Origin of the sequence: Streptomyces sp. NPDC059850, from assembly GCF_042731515.1 — a bacterium.
Lineage (GTDB): Bacteria > Actinomycetota > Actinomycetes > Streptomycetales > Streptomycetaceae > Streptomyces.
In genome coordinates, this window is the sequence record NZ_JBHWJI010000027.1 from 1 (window position 1) to 18,027 (window position 18,027).

Here is an 18,027-nt window from a genome sequence, read left to right on the forward strand (position 1 = left end):
CTCGGTGGTCGCCGGTCTGTCGCAGAACACCGGCACGCTGATCGCCTGCCGAGTGGTCCAGGGCGTCGGCGTCGGCGGGCTGTCCGCCCTCGCCCAGATCGTCATGGCCGCGATGATCTCCCCGCGCGAGCGCGGCCGCTACAGCGGCTACCTCGGCGCGACCTTCGCCGTCGCGACCGTCGGCGGTCCGCTGCTGGGCGGCGTGATCACCGACACCGACTGGCTGGGCTGGCGCTGGTGCTTCTACGTCGGTGTCCCGTTCGCCGTCATCGCGCTCATCGTCCTGCAGAAGACCTTGAAGCTCCCGGTCGTGAAGCGGGACGTCAAGGTCGACTGGGGCGGCGCCTTCTTCATCAGCGCCGCGGTCTCGCTGCTGCTGATCTGGGTGACCTTCGCCGGTGACAAGTACGACTGGCTCTCCTGGCAGACCTACGCGATGGTCGGCGGCTCGATCGTCCTCGCCCTGCTCTTCATCCTGATCGAGTCCAAGGCGCGCGAACCGATCATTCCGCTGCGGCTGTTCCGCAACAAGACGATCACCCTCGCCTCGCTGGCCTCGCTCTTCGTCGGTATCGCGATGTTCGCCGGCACCGTCTTCTTCAGCCAGTACTTCCAGCTGGCGCGCGGCAAGACGCCCACGATGTCCGGCGTCATGACCATCCCGATGATCGGCGGCCTGTTCGTCTCCTCGACCATCTCCGGTCAGATCATCACCAAGACAGGTCGCTGGAAGGCATGGCTGGTCACCGGCGGAGCGCTGGTGACGGCGGGCCTCGGGCTGCTGGGCACCATCCGGTACGACACCCCGTACTGGCGCATGTCCATCTTCATGGCGCTCATGGGCCTCGGCATCGGCATGATGATGCAGAACCTGGTGCTGGCCACCCAGAACCAGGTGGCTCCGCAGGACCTCGGTGCGGCCAGCTCCGTCGTCACCTTCTTCCGCTCCCTGGGCGGGGCGATCGGCGTCTCGGCGCTCGGCGCCGTGCTGTCCAACCGGGTCACCCACTACGTCAAGGACGGCCTCGCCGAGCTGGGCCCCAAGGGCCAGGCGATGGGCCACGGCGGCACCGGCGGCGGGGGCATCCCCGATGTGAAGGCCCTGCCGGAGCCCATGCGCACGATCATGGAGAGCGCCTACGGGCACGGCATCGGGGACGTCTTCCTGTACGCCGCTCCGGCCGCGCTGCTCGCCTTCCTGCTGACCCTCTTCATCAAGGAGGTCGCCCTGCGTACCAACGCCAACTCCGTTCCCGACGCGCAAGCGCCCGCCGCGGCTGCCGAGTCGGCGCCCGCCCCCGCGGATGCCATGACCGGTCCCGGCCGGATCGAGGAGCGGGAGCCCGCCCTGGTGGGCGCCCCGTCCGCCGATCTGTCCACCTCCGACTCCGGCCGCGCTCCGGCCGCCGCGGTCGCCCCGCAGCGCCTGGCGGCGTTCGCCTCGGCCGGTGACGGCGGGTCCGGACACCAGCCCCGGCAGGGCGTGCACGGCTTCGTGCGGAACGCGGACGGCGGCGCCGTGCCGCGCGCCGCGGTGACGCTGATCTCGCTCGCCGGACGGCAGCTCGGCCGTTCGGTGGCGCACACCGACGGCTCGTACGCCCTGGACGCCCCGGGCTCCGGCTCGTACGTGCTGATCGCGGCCGCCGACGGCCACCAGCCGCAGGCCTCCACGGTCGTCGTCGGCGACGAACCGCTCGGCTTCGACATCGTGCTGTCGGCCACCAGCGGGCTCGTGGGCACCGTGCGCGGCGCCGACGACGGGCAGCCGGTGGACGCGGCGATGGTCGTGGTCACCGATGTCCGCGGTGAGGTGCTGGCCACCGGCAAGACCGGTGAGCGCGGCGAGTTCAGCTTCGAGGAGCTGATCGCCGGAACCTTCACGGTCGCGGTGAACGCGCCGGGCCACCGGCCCGCCGCGCTGCCCGTCGAGGTCGGCTCGCAGGGCCTGACCCGGCTGGAGATCGCGCTGCAGGCCGGTGCCCGGGTGCAGGGCACCGTACGGGCCGGGGCCGACCGCCGCCCGCTGCCGGACGCGCGGGTCACGCTGGTCGACGCGGCCGGGAACGTGGTCGCCACCGCCACCACCGGTGAGGACGGCGCGTACGCCTTCACCGACCTGGACGCGGGCGACTACACGGTCATCGCGAGCGGCTACCCGCCGGTCGCGGGCAACCTGACGGTCGCCGGGCACGGGATCGACGGACACGACGTCGAACTCGCCCACCCCGGCGACTGAGAACTCCGGGGCCGGGGCGTGCGAAGAGCGGAGCCACGCCCCGGGCCCGGACCCGGGCGGCGGGAATTGCGCCGGACCCGGAACCCGGACCGGGGTCAGCGGTGTACATCAGGCAGGGGACGGCCTCACACCGCTGCCCGGGTCCGGGCGCGGCACATCACAGCACCACGGGAGCAGGAGACGACAGGCGGCATGACGACGACTGGGGCAGGAGCAGGCGGGGGAGCGGGGCTGCGGGCCCGGATCCTCACCCGCGACGGATGGGCGGTGCAGCACGCGGTGCTGACCGTCACGGATATGACGGGCGGGCAGGTGCTGCGCGCCCAGGCCGCCGAGGACGGTTCGGTGCGCAGCGAGGAGCCGCTGCCGCCCGGCCCGTACACGATCATCGCCACCGCGGTGGGGTACGCACCGGTGGCCTCGACGTCGATCGTCACGGCGGCGGGGCGCGCCGATGTGGGCACGCTGGTGCTGGCCCGGCAGGGCGGGGTGGAGCTGCCGCCGCCCGGCGCGTGGACGCTGGATCCGGCGCATTCGACGGTGGGGGCCACCGCGCAGCACCTGGGGATCTCCAGTGTGCACGGGCGGTTCACGGACTTCGGCGGCCGGATCGAGATCGCCGAGGACATCGAGAAGTCGCGGGTCGAGGCGGTGATCCAGGCGGCCAGCATCGACACCGGGAACGAGATGCGGGACGGCCATCTGAAGTCGCCCGACTTTCTGAACGTGGAGCAGTTCCCGGTGCTCACCTACCAGAGCACCCATCTGAGCGCGGCCGGTCCTGACCGGTGGACGGTCCACGGTGAGCTGTCCATGCACGGTGTGGTGCGAGCGGTGGATCTGGACCTCACCTACCTGGGCACCGGCCCCGACCCCTGGGGCGGTGTACGGGCGGCGTTCCGGGCGACCGCGGAGCTGCGCCGCGAGGACTTCGCGATGAACTACAACCAGGTGGTCGCGGCGGGCATCGCGGCGATCGGTACCACGCTGCGGGTGGAGCTGGCCATACAGGCCGTCCAGGGCGAGGAGCTTCCGGCGGCGGAGTGATCCCGCCCCACAAGACGTTCGTGGGTTAAGGCGCGTCCCGCAGGGCCTCGATACCGGCGATCGCGAAGTCCAGGGCCATGGTGAAGTCCCGGTCGCGCATCTCCTCGATGGTCTGTCCGCCACGCGCTTCCATGTTCTTGCGCGATTCGTCGAACTCCGGGCGGTCCTCGACCGAGCTCATCACCTTCTGGAGCAGCTCGTCCTGGGAGACCCCCGCCGCCCGGCAGAGGGCGGAGAAGCGGCCCTCGATGGTGCTGAAGCCGTAGACGAACTGGTAGACGAGGGAGAGCGCGCTGGTGATCTTCTCGTCCGGCAGCCCGCTGTTGTGCAGCACCCGCTGGGCGGCTCGGGAGAAGGCCATCGCGTTCGGACCGATGTTGAAGTACTCCCCCATCAGCGGGGACAGCCAGGGGTGGCGCACCAGCAGCCGACGGTATTCGGAGGCGAGCTGGCGCAGCTGCCCGCGCCAGTCCCGGCCCTCGGCGGCCAGGTGCTCCCGCTCCCCGGCGGGCTGGACGGCCTCCGGGGGGAGTGCGACCTCGCCCATGGCGGCGTCGAGGGCGAGTTCGAGCAGCTGGTCCTTGGTCTCCACGTACCAGTAGACCGACATCGCGGTGACGCCCAGATTCGCCGCCAGCCGGCGCATGGAGAAGCCCGCGAGCCCCTCGGCGTCCAGCAGCCGGACGGTCGCCGCGATGATCTTCACATGGTCGAGGCCGACCGGCTGCTGATCGCCCTTGCGTTTGGGGGCTTTGCGCTCGGAGAGCCAGACGCTGGACCATGGGCGGGTGACACGGCTGCCGGTTGCCATGGCGGCTCTCCTTCTGCGCTGCGCTGCTGCCGCGTATCCGGCGGACACCATGCGCGACGGGTCATACATGTCCGATGCTATGCCGCCGGAGCCGTCTGTGAAGATCGCTCGGCCCGGCGGAGCAGCAGCCCGGCCAGCACTCCACCGGCGAACACGGCCGCAGCGCCCACCAGCTGGCTGGTCTCGACCCCGGAGGCGAAGGCGTCCATGACGGCCTCCCGCTCCTCGGGGGTGCGGGCCGCGGCGACAGCGGCCGGGAGCGAGCCCGCTCCTGCGGCGACCGCGGGCAGCAGTGCGCCGAAGCGGGAGTTCAGCACCGCGCCCAGGACCGCGACGCCGAGCCCGTTGCCGCATTCGGTGAGGGTGCCGTTGACCCCCGCGCCCACCCCGGCCTTCTCCGGCGGGATCGCCGACATGACGGCGTTCGCCATCGCGGGCATGGCGAACGCGATCCCGGACCCCATCACCACCAGCCCCAGCAGCATCCCGCCGTAGCCGTCCACGCCGAGGACCGCGATCAGCGCGAGGCCGAGCGCGAGCATCCCCATGCCGGTGACGATCGTCAGCGGCGTGCCGAGCTTCGGCAGCAGCCGGGCGCCGACGCCGGTGAGGTTGAGCGCCACGATCACCAGGGCGAGCGGCGCGGTGCGCAGCCCGGCGTCCAGCGCGTCGTAGCCGAGTACGAACTGCAGGTGCTGGGTGAGCAGGAAGAGCGAGCCGCCCATGCCGAACGCGACGAGGATGCCGCCCGTGATGGCCCCCACGAAAGAGCGGTTGCGGAAGAAGTGCATGTCCAGCATCGGATACGGGATATGACGCTCCCACAGCGCGAACCCGGCCAGCACGGCGACGCCGACGAAGGCCGACAGCAGCACCCGGGTCGAGGTCCAGCCGTGCTCGGGCCCGGAGATGATGGCGAAGACCACCCCGGTCATGCCGACCGTGGAGAGCAGCGCGCCCAGCAGATCGGGCCGGTCGCCGGTCGGATTCTTGGACTCGGGGACGAGCCAGACCACGGCGACGATGCCGAGCAGGGCGACCGGGAGGTTGATGAGGAAGATCGAGCCCCACCAGAAGTGCTCCAGCAGACTGCCGCCGATGAGCGGGCCCGCGGCGAAGCCGAGCGAGCTGACCGCGCCCCACACGCCGATCGCCTTGGTCCGCTCGGCGTCGTCGAAGATCTGCACCACGACGGCGAGCGTCGTGGTCATGAGCAGCGCGCCACCGATGCCCATCCCGGCGCGGGCGGCGATGAGCTGTCCGGCGTCCTGCGCCACGGACGCGATCAGCGAGCCCACGCCGAACAGGGCGAGACCCGCGATCAGCATCTTCTTGCGCCCGTAGCGGTCGGCGGCGCTGCCCGCGCTGAGCAGCAGCCCGGACTGGACCAGCGAATAGGCGTTGATCATCCACTGGATGTCGGCGGTGGTCGCGTCCATCTCCCGGGAGAGCGAGGGGACCGCCACATTGAGGATCGTGTTGTCCAGCAACACGGTGAGCTGGGCGAGGCAGATCACCGCGAGGATCAGCCAGCGCTGGGGATGGCTGCCGGAGGTGGTGCCCGGTGGGGCGGCGGGTGGTCCGGCATCGGCGGTCTGGGCCGTCATGGGCACTCCAGGGAGACGTGTGTGCGGTGCGTGGCTTCGCGTTTGCTGTACACCGTACAAATGTCACTGTACGCCGTACAGCGAATTTCCGCGCCCCTGCGCCCGCCCATACGGGTACGGGCCGGTGGCCTCGGGGGAAACCCGGCCACCGGCCCGTATCGACGGGACTCCGGCGTCAGCTGGAGGACTTCTTCTGTGTCAGGTCGTAGAGCGTGGTGCTGCCCACGGTGACCTTCTTGTAGGTCGCCTCGACCCAGGTCGTGATCTTGGAGGAGGTGCCATTGCTGCCACCGCCCGGGCCGCCGCCCATGCCGTTGCCCGAGGAGAGGAAGTAGTGGATCTTCCCCTGCTTCACGTACTCCTTGAACTGGGCGAGGGTCGGCGACGGGTCGCTGCCGTTGAAGCCGCCGATGGCCATGACCGGGTTCTGGGTGGCGAGCTGGTAGCTCGCGGCGTTCTGCGAGCCGATGGCCGCCGCGACCCAGGTGTAGTCGTCGGCGTTCTTCTCCAGCTTCGCCTTCACCTTGGCGTTGACCTGCTGGCCGTTGAGCAGCCCGCCCATGCCGCCACCGCCCATGCCTCGGCGGCCGCCTTCGCCCATGCCGCCGGGCATCATGCCGGGCTGACCGTTCTGGCCCTGGTTCTGCCCCTGCTGGCCTTGGCCCTGGGCGTTGCCGTTCCCGTTTCCGCTGCCGTTCTGCTGCGGCTGGCCGCCGCCCGGGAAGCCGCCACCGCCGGGACCACCGCCGGGCATGCCCTGCTGACCCTGGCCCTGCTGACCTTGCTGTCCCTGGCCTTGGGCCTGACCCTGCTGCCCCTGACCCTGCTGGCCCTGACCCTGCTGACCGCCCTGCATTCCCGGCGGGCCGCCCATGCGGCCGCCGCCGGGGCGACCGCCACCAGGTCCGCCGCCCATGCCGCCCGACACCGTCGGACCGGCGGTGATGATTGAGCCGCCCTTCGGCGTCTCCACCGTGTTCAGCGTGTACGCCACCGGCCCGGCCACCGAAGCCGCCAGCCCGAGCGCGGCCACGCCCAGCGCGAGGTTCCGTCCCAGCCGCGCCGCGAACAGCAGCCCGAGCGCGGCCGCCAGACCCGCGATCAGCACCGCCCAGCGCAGCCACGGGTGCCAGTCCGCGGACCGGCCCAGCAGCACGTACGACCAGTAGGCCGTGATCGCGGCCGTGACGGCGAGCACCACCGAGGCCACGGTGCCGACGCGGCCCTCGGTCTGCCTCCGCCGCTCCCACAGCATCGTCGCGCCCATGCCCACGATCGCCGCGATGTACGGCGCGAGGGCGATGTTGTAGTACTGGTGGAAGATCCCGGACATGAAGCTGAACGTCGCGAACGTGATCAGCATCGCGCCGCCCCACACCAGGAACGCCGCGCGCTGAGTGTCCGTCCGCTTGGCCCGCCAGGTCAGCCACAGCCCCGCCACCAGCAGGATGAACGCCGCGGGCAGCAGCCAGGCGATCTGACCGCCCATGTCGGAGCCGAAGAGCCGGTCGATGCCGGTCTCGCCCCACATCCCGCCGCCACCGCCGCCACCACCGCGACCGCCGCCGCCGACGCTGCCGGTCTCGTTGCCGTTGATCCGGCCGAGGCCGTTGTAGCCGAAGGTCAGCTCCAGGAAGCTGTTGTTCTGCGAGCCGCCGATGTACGGCCGGGACGACGCGGGCCACAGCTCCACGATCGCGACCCACCAGCCGCCGGAGACCACCATCGCGAGCCCCGCGAGCAGCAGTTGACCAATCCGGCGGCCGAGCTTCGCCGGGGCGCACACCGCGTACACCACCGCGAGCGGCGGCAGGATCAGCCACGCCTGGAGCGTCTTGGTGAGGAAGCCGAAGCCGAAGCAGATCCCGGCCAGCACCAGCCACTTCGTCCGGGCGTCCTCCAGCGCGCGCAGCACGCAGTAGACGGCCGCGACCATCAGCAGGCACAGCAGCGCGTCGGGGTTGTTGAAGCGGAACATCAGCGCCGCGACCGGGGTCACCGCGAGCACGCCGCCCGCGATAAGCCCGGCGGCCGCGCTGAACCGGCGGCGTACGGCCGCGTAGAGCACTCCGACCGTCGCGACGCCCATCAGCGCCTCCGGGACCAGGATCGCCCAGGAGGAGAGGCCGAAGACGCGCACCGCGAGGGCCATCGGCCACAGCGCGGCCGGGGGCTTGTCGACGGTGATGGAGTTCGCGGCGTCCGAGGAGCCGAAGAAGAACGCCTTCCAGCTCTCGCTGCCCGCCTGCACGGCGGCCGAGTAGAACTGGTTCGCATAGCCGGAGGCGCCCAGGCTCCACAGGTAGAGCACGGTGGTCACGGCCAGCAGGGCCCACAGCGCGGGCCGCGCCCAGCGGGGGTCCTCCGGACGGCCCCGCCACGCCCGCGCCAGGCGCGAGCCACCGGGAGCGGCGGGCGCGGCGGAGGGAACGGCGGAGGGAGCAGGGGGAGCGGCGGCAGGCAGGGGCGGCGGACCGGCTTCCCGGGTGCCGTAGTCGTGCGTCGTCATCGGTTGATCCTCGGGTCGTCGTCGGAGGTGGCCCCGCTGTCCGAGGGGAAGACCCAGGCCCGGAAGAGCAGGAAGCGCAGAACAGTGGCGGCGAGGTTGGCCGCGATGAGCACGGCGAGTTCGGTGCCGTGCGAGGGGGAGCCGGGGGCGGTGTCGAGGGCGGCCAGGGAGCCGCTGGTCAGCACGAGACCGATGCCGAAGACGACCAGCCCCTGCGCCTGGTGACGGATCGCCCGGTCCCGTCCGCGTACCCCGAAGGTGAGCCTCCGGTTGGCCGCGGTGTTGCCGAGCGCGGACAGCAGCAGCGCCAGCGCGTTGGCCACCTGCGGGCCCGTACCGAGCCGGAAAAGCGTATACAGCGCCAGATAGACGAGCGTGGACAGCCCGCCCACCACGCAGAACCCGACGAGCTGACGGGCCAGTCCGCCCGGCACCCCGCTCAGTTCCCGGTCGCGCGGATCGTCACCGAACGGGCGGCGCAGCCGGTCCAGCGGGAGCGCGCCGGTGGCCAGTGCGCGCCCCACCCGCCAGACGCCCTTCAGGTCGTCGGTGGCCGTCTTCACGATGTGCACCGTGCTGTTCGGGTCGTCGACCCAGTCCACCGGTACCTCGTGGATGCGCAGCCCCGCCCGCTCGGCCAGCACCAGCATCTCGGTGTCGAAGAACCACCCGGTGTCCTCGACCATCGGCAGCAGCCGCTCCGCGACGTCCTTGCGGATCGCCTTGAAACCGCACTGGGCGTCCGAGAACCGGGCCGCCAGGCTGCCCCGCAGGATCAGGTTGTACGCGCGCGAGATGAACTCCCGCTTGGTGCCCCGTACGACGCGCGAGCTGCGCGAGAGCCGCGACCCGATCGCCAGGTCGGAATGGCCGGAGATCAGCGGGGCCACCAGCGGAAACAGTGCGTTCAGGTCGGTCGACAGATCGACGTCCATGTACGCGAGCACCGGCGCCTCGGACAGCGTCCACACGGTGCGCAGCGCCCGCCCGCGCCCCTTCTGGTCCAGCCGGACCGCCGTCACCTCCTCGACGGTGTCGTCCAGGTAGGCCGCCACATGGGGCGTGCGGTCCGTACTGGCGTTGTCCGCGATGGTGATCCGGAAGCGGTAGGGGAAGGTCCGCGTCAGATGGTCGTGCAGCCGTCGCACACACCGCTCAAGGTCCGCCTCCTCGTTGTAGACGGGGATCACGACGTCGAGCACCGGACGGCTGCGGTCGACCACGATGTGCCGACGCGCGGGCAAGGTCTGCAGGGGTGTCTCGGGCGGCGCCTCGAGAGGGGTGTCGGTTCGCATGGAACGACATTCGCGAGCGGCGCTGTCACGGCTGTGTGGTCAGCCTGTGGCCTGGCTGTGAGTGCGTTACGCCCAGGTGAACAGGGAGATGGACGCCGAACACGGTCCGCCCCGGCACGCTGTCCACCGTCACATGGCCGTCGTGCGCGGCGACCACCGCGTGCACGATGGCCAGCCCAAGACCGGTGCTGCCCGCGGTGCGCGAGCGCGAGGCGTCACCGCGCGCGAAGCGCTCGAAGACGTGCGGCAGGAGGTCGGGCGGGATGCCGGGCCCGTCGTCCTCGATCTGCAGCGAGAGATACGAGGGCGGCTGCGGCGGCCCGTAGGTGCCGGGGTGCGCGGCCCGCGCCATGGCGTACGGGGAGCCGTACGGCGCCGCGTAGGGGTTGCCGGAGCCGCTGCTTCCGGGCGGCCCGGGCGCCGCGTCATGGCCGAAGGCGTACGGCGAACCGGGCCCGAAGCCGTTGCTGTTACTCGGACCGGCCGCACCGTACGACGGGCCGTGCGCCATCCCGTACGGCGCCAGGTACGGCGACGGGCGCGGCGAGGCGTGCGGCCCGCCCCACAGCACGCGCGCGGTGACGGTCGTCCCCGCCGGGGTGTGGTTACGGGCGTTGCCCAGCAGGTTGACCAGGACCTGGTGCAGCCGCGCCGAGTCGCCCTGGACGAGCGCGGGTTCGTCGGGCAGCTCCAGCCGCCACCGGTGGTCGGACCCGAGCGCCCGCGCGTCGCTGACCGCGTCCACCACCAGCGGGGACAGGTCCACCTCGGCGTACTCCAGCGGCCGCCCGGCGTCCAGCCGGGCCAGCAGCAGCAGGTCCTCCACCAGCCCGGTCATCCGCCCGGCCTCGGACTCCACCCGGCCCAGCGCGTGCCGGGTGTCGGGCCCGATGTCCTCGCGGCCGCGCCGGGTCAGCTCGGCGTAGCCGCGGATCGAGGCGAGCGGGGTCCGCAGCTCATGGCTGGCGTCGGCGACGAACTGCCGTACCCGCGTCTCGCTCTCCTGGCGGGCCGCCAGCGCCGATTCGATGTGCCCGAGCATGCGGTTGAGCGCCGCCCCGACCTGGCCGACCTCGGTCCGCGGATCGGCCTCGGAGGCCGGGACCCGCTCCCGCAGCGCCACCTCGCCGCTGTGCAGCGGCAGCTCGGAGACCCGGGTCGCGGTCGCGGCGACCCGGCGCAGCGGGCGCAGCGAGATGCCGACCATGGTGGCCCCGGCGAGCCCGGCCGCGACCAGCCCGGCGGCGGCGACGCAGACCTCGACCAGGATGAGGGTGTTGACGGTGTCCTGGGTCTGGTTGAGCGGGAAGGCGAGGATGATCCCGCCGCGCACGTCGTCCCACTTGGTCACGACGCGATAGCTGCCGAGTCCGGGCAGGTCGAGGGTGTGGGTGCCGTTGTCCAGCGGAACCGAGCCGAGGGTCTCCAACTGCTTGCTGGTCAGGGCGTCCACGCGGTCCGAGGGATTCTGGTCGCCTGTCATGGGCTGATCGTTGCTCTTGCCGGACTGAAGGATGTCGCCGCGCGCGTCGACCCGCGCCCCGACCGTGCCGATGGCCTGCCCCGGCGACGCGACGAACAGCACGTCGTTCCGCTCCTCTATCGGGCCCCCCGGCTTGCCCAGAAAGCGCCCGATGGACGCCCGCAGATCGTTGTCGACCTGGCCCTCCAGGTACGACTTCAGGGCGATCGTCGTGACCGTGCCGATCACCGCGCAGACCACGGCGATCAGCGACACCGCCGAGACGACCAGGCGGGTCCGCAGCGACCAGGGCCGCCGGGCGGCCGCCCGGGAGTCCTTCCTGGCACGGGAAGGCCGTGCGGGGGGCGGGGTCTGGGGGTGCGCCACGGTGCCTACTCCCCTGGCTTGATCAGATACCCGGCACCGCGCCGGGTGTGGATCATCGGGCTGCGGCCCGCGTCGATCTTGCGCCGCAGATACGAGATGTACAGCTCGACGACGTTGGCCTGGCCGCCGAAGTCGTAACTCCACACCCGGTCCAGGATCTGCGCCTTGCTGAGCACCCGGCGCGGATTGCGCATCAGATAGCGCAGCAGCTCGAACTCGGTCGCGGTCAGATGGATCTCCTGGCCCGCCCGCGACACCTCGTGGCTGTCCTCGTCCAGCACCAGGTCGCCGACCGCCAGCACCGATTCGCTGCGCGCGGCCGCCGCCCCCGACCTGCGCAGCAGTCCGCGCAGCCGGGCGACGACCTCCTCCAGGCTGAACGGCTTGGTGACGTAGTCGTCGCCGCCCGCCGTCAGCCCGGCGATCCGGTCCTCGACCGCGTCCCGCGCGGTCAGGAACAGCACCGGCACCTCGGGCAGCTCGCGGCGCAACCGGCCCAGGACGGTGAGCCCGTCCATGTCGGGCAGCATGACGTCGAGGACGACCGCGTCCGGGCGCAGCTCACGGGTCGTACGGATCGCCTCGGCGCCGTCGCCCGCCGTCCGCACCTCCCAGCCCTCGTAGCGCAGGGCCATCGACAGCAGGTCGGCGAGGGCCGACTCGTCGTCCACAACCAGCACCCGGACGGGGCTTCCGTCGGGTCGCAGCAGCTCGGTACGCCCATGGGGCGAGGTCGCCATCATGAACGTCAGCTTCCGGCGAGGGTCTGAGAGGTTCCTTTCGGCTACCTGTGAATAACCTGAGAATCCTGTGACCCCGAGAACGGCCCGCGCAGGGCGGCGCGGAGCCCCCGAGCCCCCATCCGGGTGAACGGCTGACCAGCCGGGAATAGCCGGATCCACCCTCCGGTTCGCGAGGATATGGCTACTCACCCTGCCCTCGGCAAGATCGGCATCTGGACCGCGGCCCTGCGCGTCACGGAGTCCCGCTCCGCGCGGGAGGTCAGCGAGGCGGCGGCCGAGCTGGAGACACTCGGCTACGACGCCCTCTGGTTCGGCGGCAGTCCCAGCGCGGACCAGGCCGCGACCCTCCTCCAGGCCACCGACCGGATCACCGTCGCGACCGGCATCCTCAGCATCTGGGACCACGAGGCGGCCCATGTGGCCGACCGGTACGCCGCCATCGACGCGGCCCACCCGGGTCGCTTCGTCCTGGGCCTCGGCGTCAGCCACAGCGCGCTCGCCGGTGAGCGGTACAAGCGCCCGTACTCGGCGATGCGGGAGTATCTGACCGCCCTGGACACCGCCCCGATCCCGGTCCCCGCGTCCCGGCGGGTGCTGGCCGCCCTCGGCCCGAAGATGCTGGAGCTGTCCCGCGACCGCGCCGCCGGTGCCCATCCGTACCTGGTCACCCCGGAGTTCACGGCCGAGGCGCGGGAGATCCTGGGCGACGGCGCCCTGCTCGCCCCGGACCTCAAGGTCGTCCTCGACACCGACCCCGACCGCGCGCGCACCACCGCCCGTAACTACCTGTCCATGTACCTGAAGCTGCCCAACTACACCAACAACCTGCTGCGGCTGGGCTTCGAGGAGCAGGACTTCGCGGACGGCGGCAGCGAGCGCCTCCTGACGTCCGTCTTCGCGCTCGGCGACGCGGAGGCGATCCGGCGCCGCGTCGACACGTACCTGGAGGCGGGCGCGGACCACCTGGCGGTCCAGGTGGTGACCGAGGACCCGTTCAACGCCCTCCCCCGCGAGGAGTGGCGCGCCCTGGCCGACGCCCTTCCCCTGGCCAGCCGCTGACGCACCGAGTGGCGGGGGGTGTCACAGGGTCACAGGCCGAACAACCGCGCCGCGTTCCCCCAGCACACCCCCCGCAGCCACGCGTCGTCCTGATCCAGCCGGGTCAGCGCCTCCAGGGCGTGCCCGTACCCGTACGGGATGTTGGGGAAGTCGCTCCCGAACAGCACCCGGTCGCCCAGCGCGCCGAGCCGCCCCCGCTCCTCCGGCGGGAACGGCCAGTTGCGCTCGGTGAAGTCGGTGAAGGCCATCGTCGTATCCAGGTGCACCCCCTCGTACCGCTCGGCGAGCCCCAGGAAGTCCGCGTACTCCGGCAGCCCCATGTGCGCGACGACCAGCCGCAGTCCGGGGTGCCGGGCCAGCAGCCGGGCCACCGGTTCCGGGCCGGTGTGCTTGCCGGGCGCCGGGCCCGAACCGCAGTGGATGACGATGGGCGTACGGGCGTCGGCGAGCATCCCCCACACGGGGTCGAGCAGCGCGTCGTTCGGGTCGTACGCCCCCACCTGCACATGCGCCTTGAACACCCGCGCCCCGCCGTCCAGCGCCCCGCGCACGTATTCCTCCGCGCCCGGCTCCGGGAAGAAGGTCGCGGTGTGCAGACAGTCGGGCGTACGGGCCGCGAACCCGGCCGCCCACTCGTTCAGCCACGCCGCCATGCCGGGCTTGTGGGGGTAGACCATCGAGGTGAAGGCCCGCACCCCGAACTCCCGTATGAGCGCGAGCCGTTCGTCCTCGCCCTCCCGGTAGGTGATGGGCCAGGCGATGCCCACCATCGGCTCGGCGGCGTCGAAGTACGCCCAGACCTTGTCCAGGACGTTCTTCGGCATGAAGTGCGTATGCACGTCGATGAGTCCGGGCAGCCCGAGCCCCTGCCAGAAGCGGCGGACCGGGACCACGTCAGGATCAGTCATACGGATCACGGTACGACCACCGAAATCACGAGGGCCCGGCACCATTTCTGATGCCGGGCCCTCGTTTTCGAGTAGCGGGGACAGGATTTGAACCTGCGACCTCTGGGTTATGAGCCCAGCGAGCTACCGAGCTGCTCCACCCCGCGCCGTTGAATGCAACTCTACGTCATCGATCCCGCTGAGGGAAATCCGCTCCCTACCCGTCCGCCTCCGCCAGCTCGACGATGCGCCGCAGCTCGGCGATGTGCCCGGCGACGGCCCGCCGCCCCTGGGGAGTGAGCGAGATCCAGGTCCGCGGATAGGACCCGCCGCGCACCTTCCTCACCTCGATGTACGAGGCCCCCTGCAACACCTTGAGGTGCTTGCTGAGCACCGAATCGCTCACGCTCAGCGCCTCGCGGACCACGGAGAACTCCATGGCGTCGACGGCCGCGAGCATGGTGCAGATCTGGAGCCGGTTCGGCGCGTGGATCAGCTCGTCGAAGGCGGCGTCGGTCATCGCCCGGCCCGCAGGTCCCTGCGCGCCGCCGCGTCGACGCGGTAGCCGACGGCGACGGTGAGCGCGCCGATCACCAGCCCGGCCCCGGCGATCGCGAAGCGCACGTCGGCCGCCCACTCCAGCACCATCCCGGCCGCGGCGAGCAGGACGAAGGCCACCAGGTACGCGCCGTAGAGCCGCCTGGCTCCCGGCGTGGCCGTGAAGCGCTCGAAGGAGACCCCCGTCACCCGGCGGACGGCCCGGTCGAGACCGAGCACCACGAGGACCAGAGCGGCGCCCGCCGACGAGGCGATGCGCAAGCTCATCGAAAGGAAGACGAGGGCGAGGGCGGCCCCCAGCCCCCAGTGGTACCACCACGGCGCGGAGATACGGTCCGCCACCCGCACCCGGGAGGCGTCGACGTCGTCCAGGGCGGCGCGCGCCGAACGGGGGTCCATGCTGCCGGAGTTGAGCGAACTACTTTCCATGCCGGAAAGAATGCCAACTACTTTCCACTACGGCAAGCAGATACCCGCTCCACGACTCACATCCCGGCCCCGGACTCGACAGCCGTGACGGTGAACTCGTCCCCGCACACCCGCAGTCCCGAGGCGACCCGCGCGGTCATGGCCTCCTTCGAGCCGGGCGGGTAGGCCTGCACCAGAGAGGCGCTCTTCCAGCACGGCTTGTCCGAGAGACCGTCGTTGATCGTGTGCAGCACGGCATGCGCGCTCCCCCCGGCGGCCACGGTGACGGGCTTCCCCGCGGCCCCCTCCCGCTCGGCGGGCTTCCCGATCCGCTGCCCGTCCTTGGCCAGGAGCGACACCCCGGGGAACCCCTTGAGCGTGCAGGCGCTCTTCCCCTTGTTGGTGAACACCAGCGAATACCGGATGTTGCCCGCCCCCACGTCCGCGTTCCCCACACGCAGACTCATCGACGAGGACTCACACCGCCCGCCCCCGGCACTCCCGGCCATGGCCCCGATGCCCTCCCCGTCCACCGAGGCATCCTTCGAGGCTGCGGACGCGGCCCCCGCAGGCTTGGGATCACTCCCCTGGCAAGCCGTGATCCCCATGGCCGCCACAGCCGCCATCGTGGCGACGACGACCTTGCCCCGGCGGGTGAGCGTGCTGTGCGACATGGGAACCCCCTTGGTCGATGGAACGTCCCTCTCACCACCAACCCTGACGACCGCCGCTATTGCCCCGTTAACACCCCGGTGGCGCCCACTAACGCATCACTAACGCCCCGTGCCCCCGTGCCCCCGCGCCCCCGTCCAGGCCCTGCTCATAGTCGACGCCAGAACGACGGCCCCACGGGTGCACCCGACGAACCGAATACCCCCGGCTGGCTCACGACGCCCACGCGACGTACGACATCCCCGCAGCGGCGGGCATCAGCGACGCCGTACCGGCACCGAACTGTCGGCCTGCATCGATCTCCTTCAATGCAAGCTGGCGTCTTGCGTTGAAGAACGTCAACATAGAAACATGTCGAAACAAGAGCTCGCGGTACTCGGCCAGGACGAGGACGAGGACGACGGCTGCCGCCCCGGACTGCTGACCGCCCCGCTCGACGAGGCGCAGTCCGTCGAGCTGGCGAAGGTGTTCAAGGCACTGGGCGATCCGGTCCGGCTGCGGCTGCTGTCGATGATCGCCTCGCGTGCCGGGGGTGAGGTCTGCGTCTGCGACCTCACCCCCGCTTTCGACCTCTCGCAGCCGACGATCTCCCACCACCTGAAGCTGCTGCGACAGGCCGGGCTGATCGACTGCGAGCGCCGGGGCACCTGGGTCTACTACCGGCTCCTGCCGGAGATGACCGACCGGCTCGCCGGAATCCTCACCCGCCCCGCCGGGCCCCGACCCGCCGAGCCCCGGACCGCCGGGCCCCGACCCGCCGGGCAGCCGCTGCCCGAGCCCGCCGCGACGGCGGACGACGCCTGATGGCCACCGCCCCGCTCGCCGCGCGCCTGTCGTTCGTGGACCGGTACCTCGCGGTGTGGATCCTGCTCGCGATGGCCACCGGCCTCGGCCTGGGACGGCTCGTCCCCGGCCTGGGCGACGCCTTGGCGAAGGTGACCGTCACCGGCGTCTCCCTGCCGATCGCGCTCGGCCTGCTGGTGATGATGTACCCGGTCCTGGCCAAGGTCCGCTACGACCGCCTCGACACGGTCACCCGGGACCGGCGCCTGCTGATCCCCTCGCTCGTCCTCAACTGGATCCTCGGCCCGGCGCTCATGTTCGCGCTCGCCTGGCTCCTCCTGCCGGACCTGCCGGAGTACCGGACGGGCCTGATCATCGTCGGCCTGGCCCGCTGCATCGCCATGGTCATCATCTGGAACGACCTGGCCTGCGGCGACCGGGAAGCCGCCGCCGTCCTCGTCGCCCTGAACTCCGTCTTCCAAATGATCGCCTTCTCCGCGCTCGGCTGGTTCTACCTCACCGTGCTGCCCGGCTGGCTCGGCCTGGAGCAGACCGGTCTCGACGTCGGCGTGTGGGAGATCGCCCGCAGCGTCCTGATCTTCCTCGGCATCCCGCTGGTGGCCGGATTCCTGACCCGGCGCCTCGGCGAGAAGGCCAAGGGCCGGGCCTGGTACGAGACGACGCTCATCCCGCGCATCGGCCCGTTCGCCCTGTACGGGCTGCTGTTCACGATCGTCCTCCTGTTCGCCCTCCAAGGTGACGCGATCACCTCGCAGCCGATGGACGTGGCCCGCATCGCGGTACCGCTCCTGGTCTACTTCGCCGTGATGTGGGCCGGGTCCATGGCGCTCGGCAAGGCCGTGGGCCTGGACCACCCCCGCGCGACCACACTGGCGTTCACCGCCGCGGGCAACAACTTCGAACTCGCCATAGCCGTCGCCATCGCGACCTTCGGCGCCTCCTCCGGCCAGGCCCTGGCCGGAGTCGTCGGCCCGCTCATCGAGGTTCCCGTACTGATCGGCCTCGTCTACGCGGCCCTGGCCGCCCGCCGCTCCTTCCCAGGTTCATCCGAGGTGACCGCCGACCGCACGCCCGCCCGGAGGTCGGCATCGACATCGCCGCGGAAATCCCCAAGGTGCTGACGGCCGAAGCCGTGCAAGCCTCGGACGTCGTCATCACCATGGGCTGCGGCGATACCTGCCCGTACTTACCCGGCAAGACCTACCTGGACTGGAAACTCGACGACCCGGCCGGACAGGGCGTCGCGGCGGTACGGCCGATCCGCGACGAGATCCGAGCCCGCGCCGAAAACCTCGTCAGCGAACTCACCGCTGGAGGCCACAGGTGACCGCTCCCGGCCTGGCGCTCGACGCGGACCGCGTCCCAGGAGGGGTCCCGGCCCTTCCTGATCGGGGCCCCTCGCAGGGTTGCCGACTCGTCAGCTCGGCTGGTCTCCGATGTAGCGGTAGATGGCTCCGGCGGAGTTGACGGACCATACGGTGCCGTCGGCGGCGACGCCGATGTCGACCGCACTGCCCGGGATACCGATCCACGGATTCG

15 protein-coding genes, 1 tRNA gene and 2 pseudogenes are annotated in these 18,027 nt (G+C 71.4%); 7 read left to right on the forward strand and 11 right to left on the reverse strand.

Annotated features, from left to right (window positions below; all coding sequences use genetic code 11):
- Both ACFV9T_RS22585 and ACFV9T_RS22590 read left to right on the forward strand, forming a co-directional pair.
- Positions 1 to 2,239, forward strand: a 2,239-nt coding sequence (locus tag ACFV9T_RS22585) for an MFS transporter (protein ID WP_385443125.1), incomplete at its 5' end; no start/stop codon positions are given.
- Positions 2,240 to 2,431: 192 nt separating this feature from the next.
- Positions 2,432 to 3,286, forward strand: a complete 855-nt coding sequence (locus ACFV9T_RS22590) for a YceI family protein (RefSeq protein WP_385443127.1) — start codon at positions 2,432 to 2,434, stop codon at positions 3,284 to 3,286.
- A 25-nt stretch (positions 3,287 to 3,311) separates the two neighbouring features.
- Here the strand turns inward: ACFV9T_RS22590 and ACFV9T_RS22595 are convergent, their stop codons facing one another.
- The 6 genes from ACFV9T_RS22595 to ACFV9T_RS22620 all read right to left on the reverse strand — a co-directional run bounded on the left by ACFV9T_RS22595 (position 3,312) and on the right by ACFV9T_RS22620 (position 12,100).
- A complete protein-coding gene (locus tag ACFV9T_RS22595; protein WP_385443130.1) occupies positions 3,312 to 4,097 on the reverse strand; it encodes a TetR/AcrR family transcriptional regulator in 786 nt (261 codons plus the stop codon).
- 77 nt (positions 4,098 to 4,174) lie between these two features.
- Complete coding sequence (locus ACFV9T_RS22600; RefSeq protein ID WP_385443132.1) at positions 4,175 to 5,704, reverse strand: MFS transporter; 1,530 nt, start codon at positions 5,702 to 5,704, stop codon at positions 4,175 to 4,177.
- Positions 5,705 to 5,879: 175 nt separating this feature from the next.
- The gene (locus tag ACFV9T_RS22605; protein ID WP_385443135.1) at positions 5,880 to 8,213 is read right to left on the reverse strand and encodes an ArnT family glycosyltransferase; all 2,334 of its coding nucleotides are present in this window, start codon (positions 8,211 to 8,213) and stop codon (positions 5,880 to 5,882) included.
- Positions 8,210 to 9,508 (reverse strand): glycosyltransferase, encoded by a 1,299-nt coding sequence (locus ACFV9T_RS22610; RefSeq protein WP_385443137.1) that lies wholly within the window; start codon positions 9,506 to 9,508, stop codon positions 8,210 to 8,212. Before ACFV9T_RS22610 ends, ACFV9T_RS22605 begins: the two co-directional genes overlap by 4 nt.
- Before the next feature lie 25 nt (positions 9,509 to 9,533).
- Positions 9,534 to 11,357 (reverse strand): sensor histidine kinase, encoded by a 1,824-nt coding sequence (locus ACFV9T_RS22615; protein WP_385443140.1) that lies wholly within the window; start codon positions 11,355 to 11,357, stop codon positions 9,534 to 9,536.
- A gap of 5 nt (positions 11,358 to 11,362) precedes the next feature.
- Positions 11,363 to 12,100 carry a response regulator transcription factor gene (locus ACFV9T_RS22620; RefSeq protein ID WP_039938430.1) on the reverse strand — a complete coding sequence of 246 codons (738 nt, stop codon included), beginning with the start codon at positions 12,098 to 12,100 and terminating at the stop codon, positions 11,363 to 11,365.
- 177 nt (positions 12,101 to 12,277) lie between these two features.
- On the opposite strand from ACFV9T_RS22620, the gene ACFV9T_RS22625 reads away from it, so the two are divergent.
- Positions 12,278 to 13,159 (forward strand): LLM class F420-dependent oxidoreductase, encoded by an 882-nt coding sequence (locus tag ACFV9T_RS22625; RefSeq protein ID WP_385443143.1) that lies wholly within the window; start codon positions 12,278 to 12,280, stop codon positions 13,157 to 13,159.
- A 29-nt stretch (positions 13,160 to 13,188) separates the two neighbouring features.
- Here ACFV9T_RS22625 and ACFV9T_RS22630 read toward each other — a convergent pair whose 3' ends face one another.
- The 5 genes from ACFV9T_RS22630 to ACFV9T_RS22650 form a co-directional block, all read right to left on the reverse strand.
- Positions 13,189 to 14,067 (reverse strand): amidohydrolase family protein, encoded by an 879-nt coding sequence (locus ACFV9T_RS22630; protein WP_385443146.1) that lies wholly within the window; start codon positions 14,065 to 14,067, stop codon positions 13,189 to 13,191.
- A 72-nt stretch (positions 14,068 to 14,139) separates the two neighbouring features.
- Positions 14,140 to 14,213 (reverse strand) — tRNA-Met (locus ACFV9T_RS22635).
- Positions 14,214 to 14,263: 50 nt separating this feature from the next.
- Complete coding sequence (locus ACFV9T_RS22640; protein ID WP_385443148.1) at positions 14,264 to 14,566, reverse strand: transcriptional regulator; 303 nt, start codon at positions 14,564 to 14,566, stop codon at positions 14,264 to 14,266.
- Positions 14,563 to 15,033 (reverse strand): hypothetical protein, encoded by a 471-nt coding sequence (locus ACFV9T_RS22645; protein ID WP_385443149.1) that lies wholly within the window; start codon positions 15,031 to 15,033, stop codon positions 14,563 to 14,565. The genes ACFV9T_RS22640 and ACFV9T_RS22645 overlap by 4 nt, the downstream gene beginning before the upstream one ends.
- A 56-nt stretch (positions 15,034 to 15,089) precedes the next feature.
- Positions 15,090 to 15,686: a DUF4232 domain-containing protein gene (locus ACFV9T_RS22650; RefSeq protein WP_385443151.1), complete on the reverse strand. Its 597-nt coding sequence runs from the start codon at positions 15,684 to 15,686 to the stop codon at positions 15,090 to 15,092.
- A 206-nt stretch (positions 15,687 to 15,892) separates the two neighbouring features.
- On the opposite strand from ACFV9T_RS22650, the pseudogene ACFV9T_RS22655 reads away from it, so the two are divergent.
- The 4 genes and pseudogenes from ACFV9T_RS22655 to ACFV9T_RS22670 all read left to right on the forward strand — a co-directional run.
- Positions 15,893 to 16,108: pseudogene (locus ACFV9T_RS22655) on the forward strand (hypothetical protein); the annotation flags it as partial.
- Complete coding sequence (locus tag ACFV9T_RS22660) at positions 16,036 to 16,488, forward strand: ArsR/SmtB family transcription factor (RefSeq protein ID WP_385443154.1); 453 nt, start codon at positions 16,036 to 16,038, stop codon at positions 16,486 to 16,488. The pseudogene ACFV9T_RS22655 and the gene ACFV9T_RS22660, both read left to right, overlap by 73 nt.
- Positions 16,488 to 17,609 carry an ACR3 family arsenite efflux transporter gene (gene arsB / locus ACFV9T_RS22665; protein ID WP_385443156.1) on the forward strand — a complete coding sequence of 374 codons (1,122 nt, stop codon included), beginning with the start codon at positions 16,488 to 16,490 and terminating at the stop codon, positions 17,607 to 17,609. The genes ACFV9T_RS22660 and arsB overlap by 1 nt, the downstream gene beginning before the upstream one ends.
- Positions 17,558 to 17,815: pseudogene (locus ACFV9T_RS22670) on the forward strand (phosphotyrosine protein phosphatase); the annotation flags it as partial. The gene arsB and the pseudogene ACFV9T_RS22670, both read left to right, overlap by 52 nt.
- Between the last annotated feature and the right edge of the window lie 212 nt (positions 17,816 to 18,027).

Excerpts from the sequence above, each read along its gene's own strand:
- ACFV9T_RS22590 (WP_385443127.1), top strand. The coding sequence starts at position 2,432 with ATGACGACGACTGGGGCAGGAGCAGGCGGGGGAGCGGGGCTGCGGGCC.
- ACFV9T_RS22595 (WP_385443130.1), bottom strand. The coding sequence starts at position 4,097 with ATGGCAACCGGCAGCCGTGTCACCCGCCCATGGTCCAGCGTCTGGCTC.
- ACFV9T_RS22600 (WP_385443132.1), bottom strand. The coding sequence starts at position 5,704 with ATGACGGCCCAGACCGCCGATGCCGGACCACCCGCCGCCCCACCGGGC.
- ACFV9T_RS22605 (WP_385443135.1), bottom strand. The coding sequence starts at position 8,213 with ATGACGACGCACGACTACGGCACCCGGGAAGCCGGTCCGCCGCCCCTG.
- ACFV9T_RS22610 (WP_385443137.1), bottom strand. The coding sequence starts at position 9,508 with ATGCGAACCGACACCCCTCTCGAGGCGCCGCCCGAGACACCCCTGCAG.
- ACFV9T_RS22620 (WP_039938430.1), bottom strand. The coding sequence starts at position 12,100 with ATGATGGCGACCTCGCCCCATGGGCGTACCGAGCTGCTGCGACCCGAC.
- ACFV9T_RS22625 (WP_385443143.1), top strand. The coding sequence starts at position 12,278 with ATGGCTACTCACCCTGCCCTCGGCAAGATCGGCATCTGGACCGCGGCC.
- ACFV9T_RS22630 (WP_385443146.1), bottom strand. The coding sequence starts at position 14,067 with ATGACTGATCCTGACGTGGTCCCGGTCCGCCGCTTCTGGCAGGGGCTC.
- ACFV9T_RS22640 (WP_385443148.1), bottom strand. The coding sequence starts at position 14,566 with ATGACCGACGCCGCCTTCGACGAGCTGATCCACGCGCCGAACCGGCTC.
- ACFV9T_RS22645 (WP_385443149.1), bottom strand. The coding sequence starts at position 15,033 with ATGGAAAGTAGTTCGCTCAACTCCGGCAGCATGGACCCCCGTTCGGCG.
- ACFV9T_RS22650 (WP_385443151.1), bottom strand. The coding sequence starts at position 15,686 with ATGTCGCACAGCACGCTCACCCGCCGGGGCAAGGTCGTCGTCGCCACG.
- ACFV9T_RS22660 (WP_385443154.1), top strand. The coding sequence starts at position 16,036 with ATGTCGAAACAAGAGCTCGCGGTACTCGGCCAGGACGAGGACGAGGAC.
- arsB (WP_385443156.1), top strand. The coding sequence starts at position 16,488 with ATGGCCACCGCCCCGCTCGCCGCGCGCCTGTCGTTCGTGGACCGGTAC.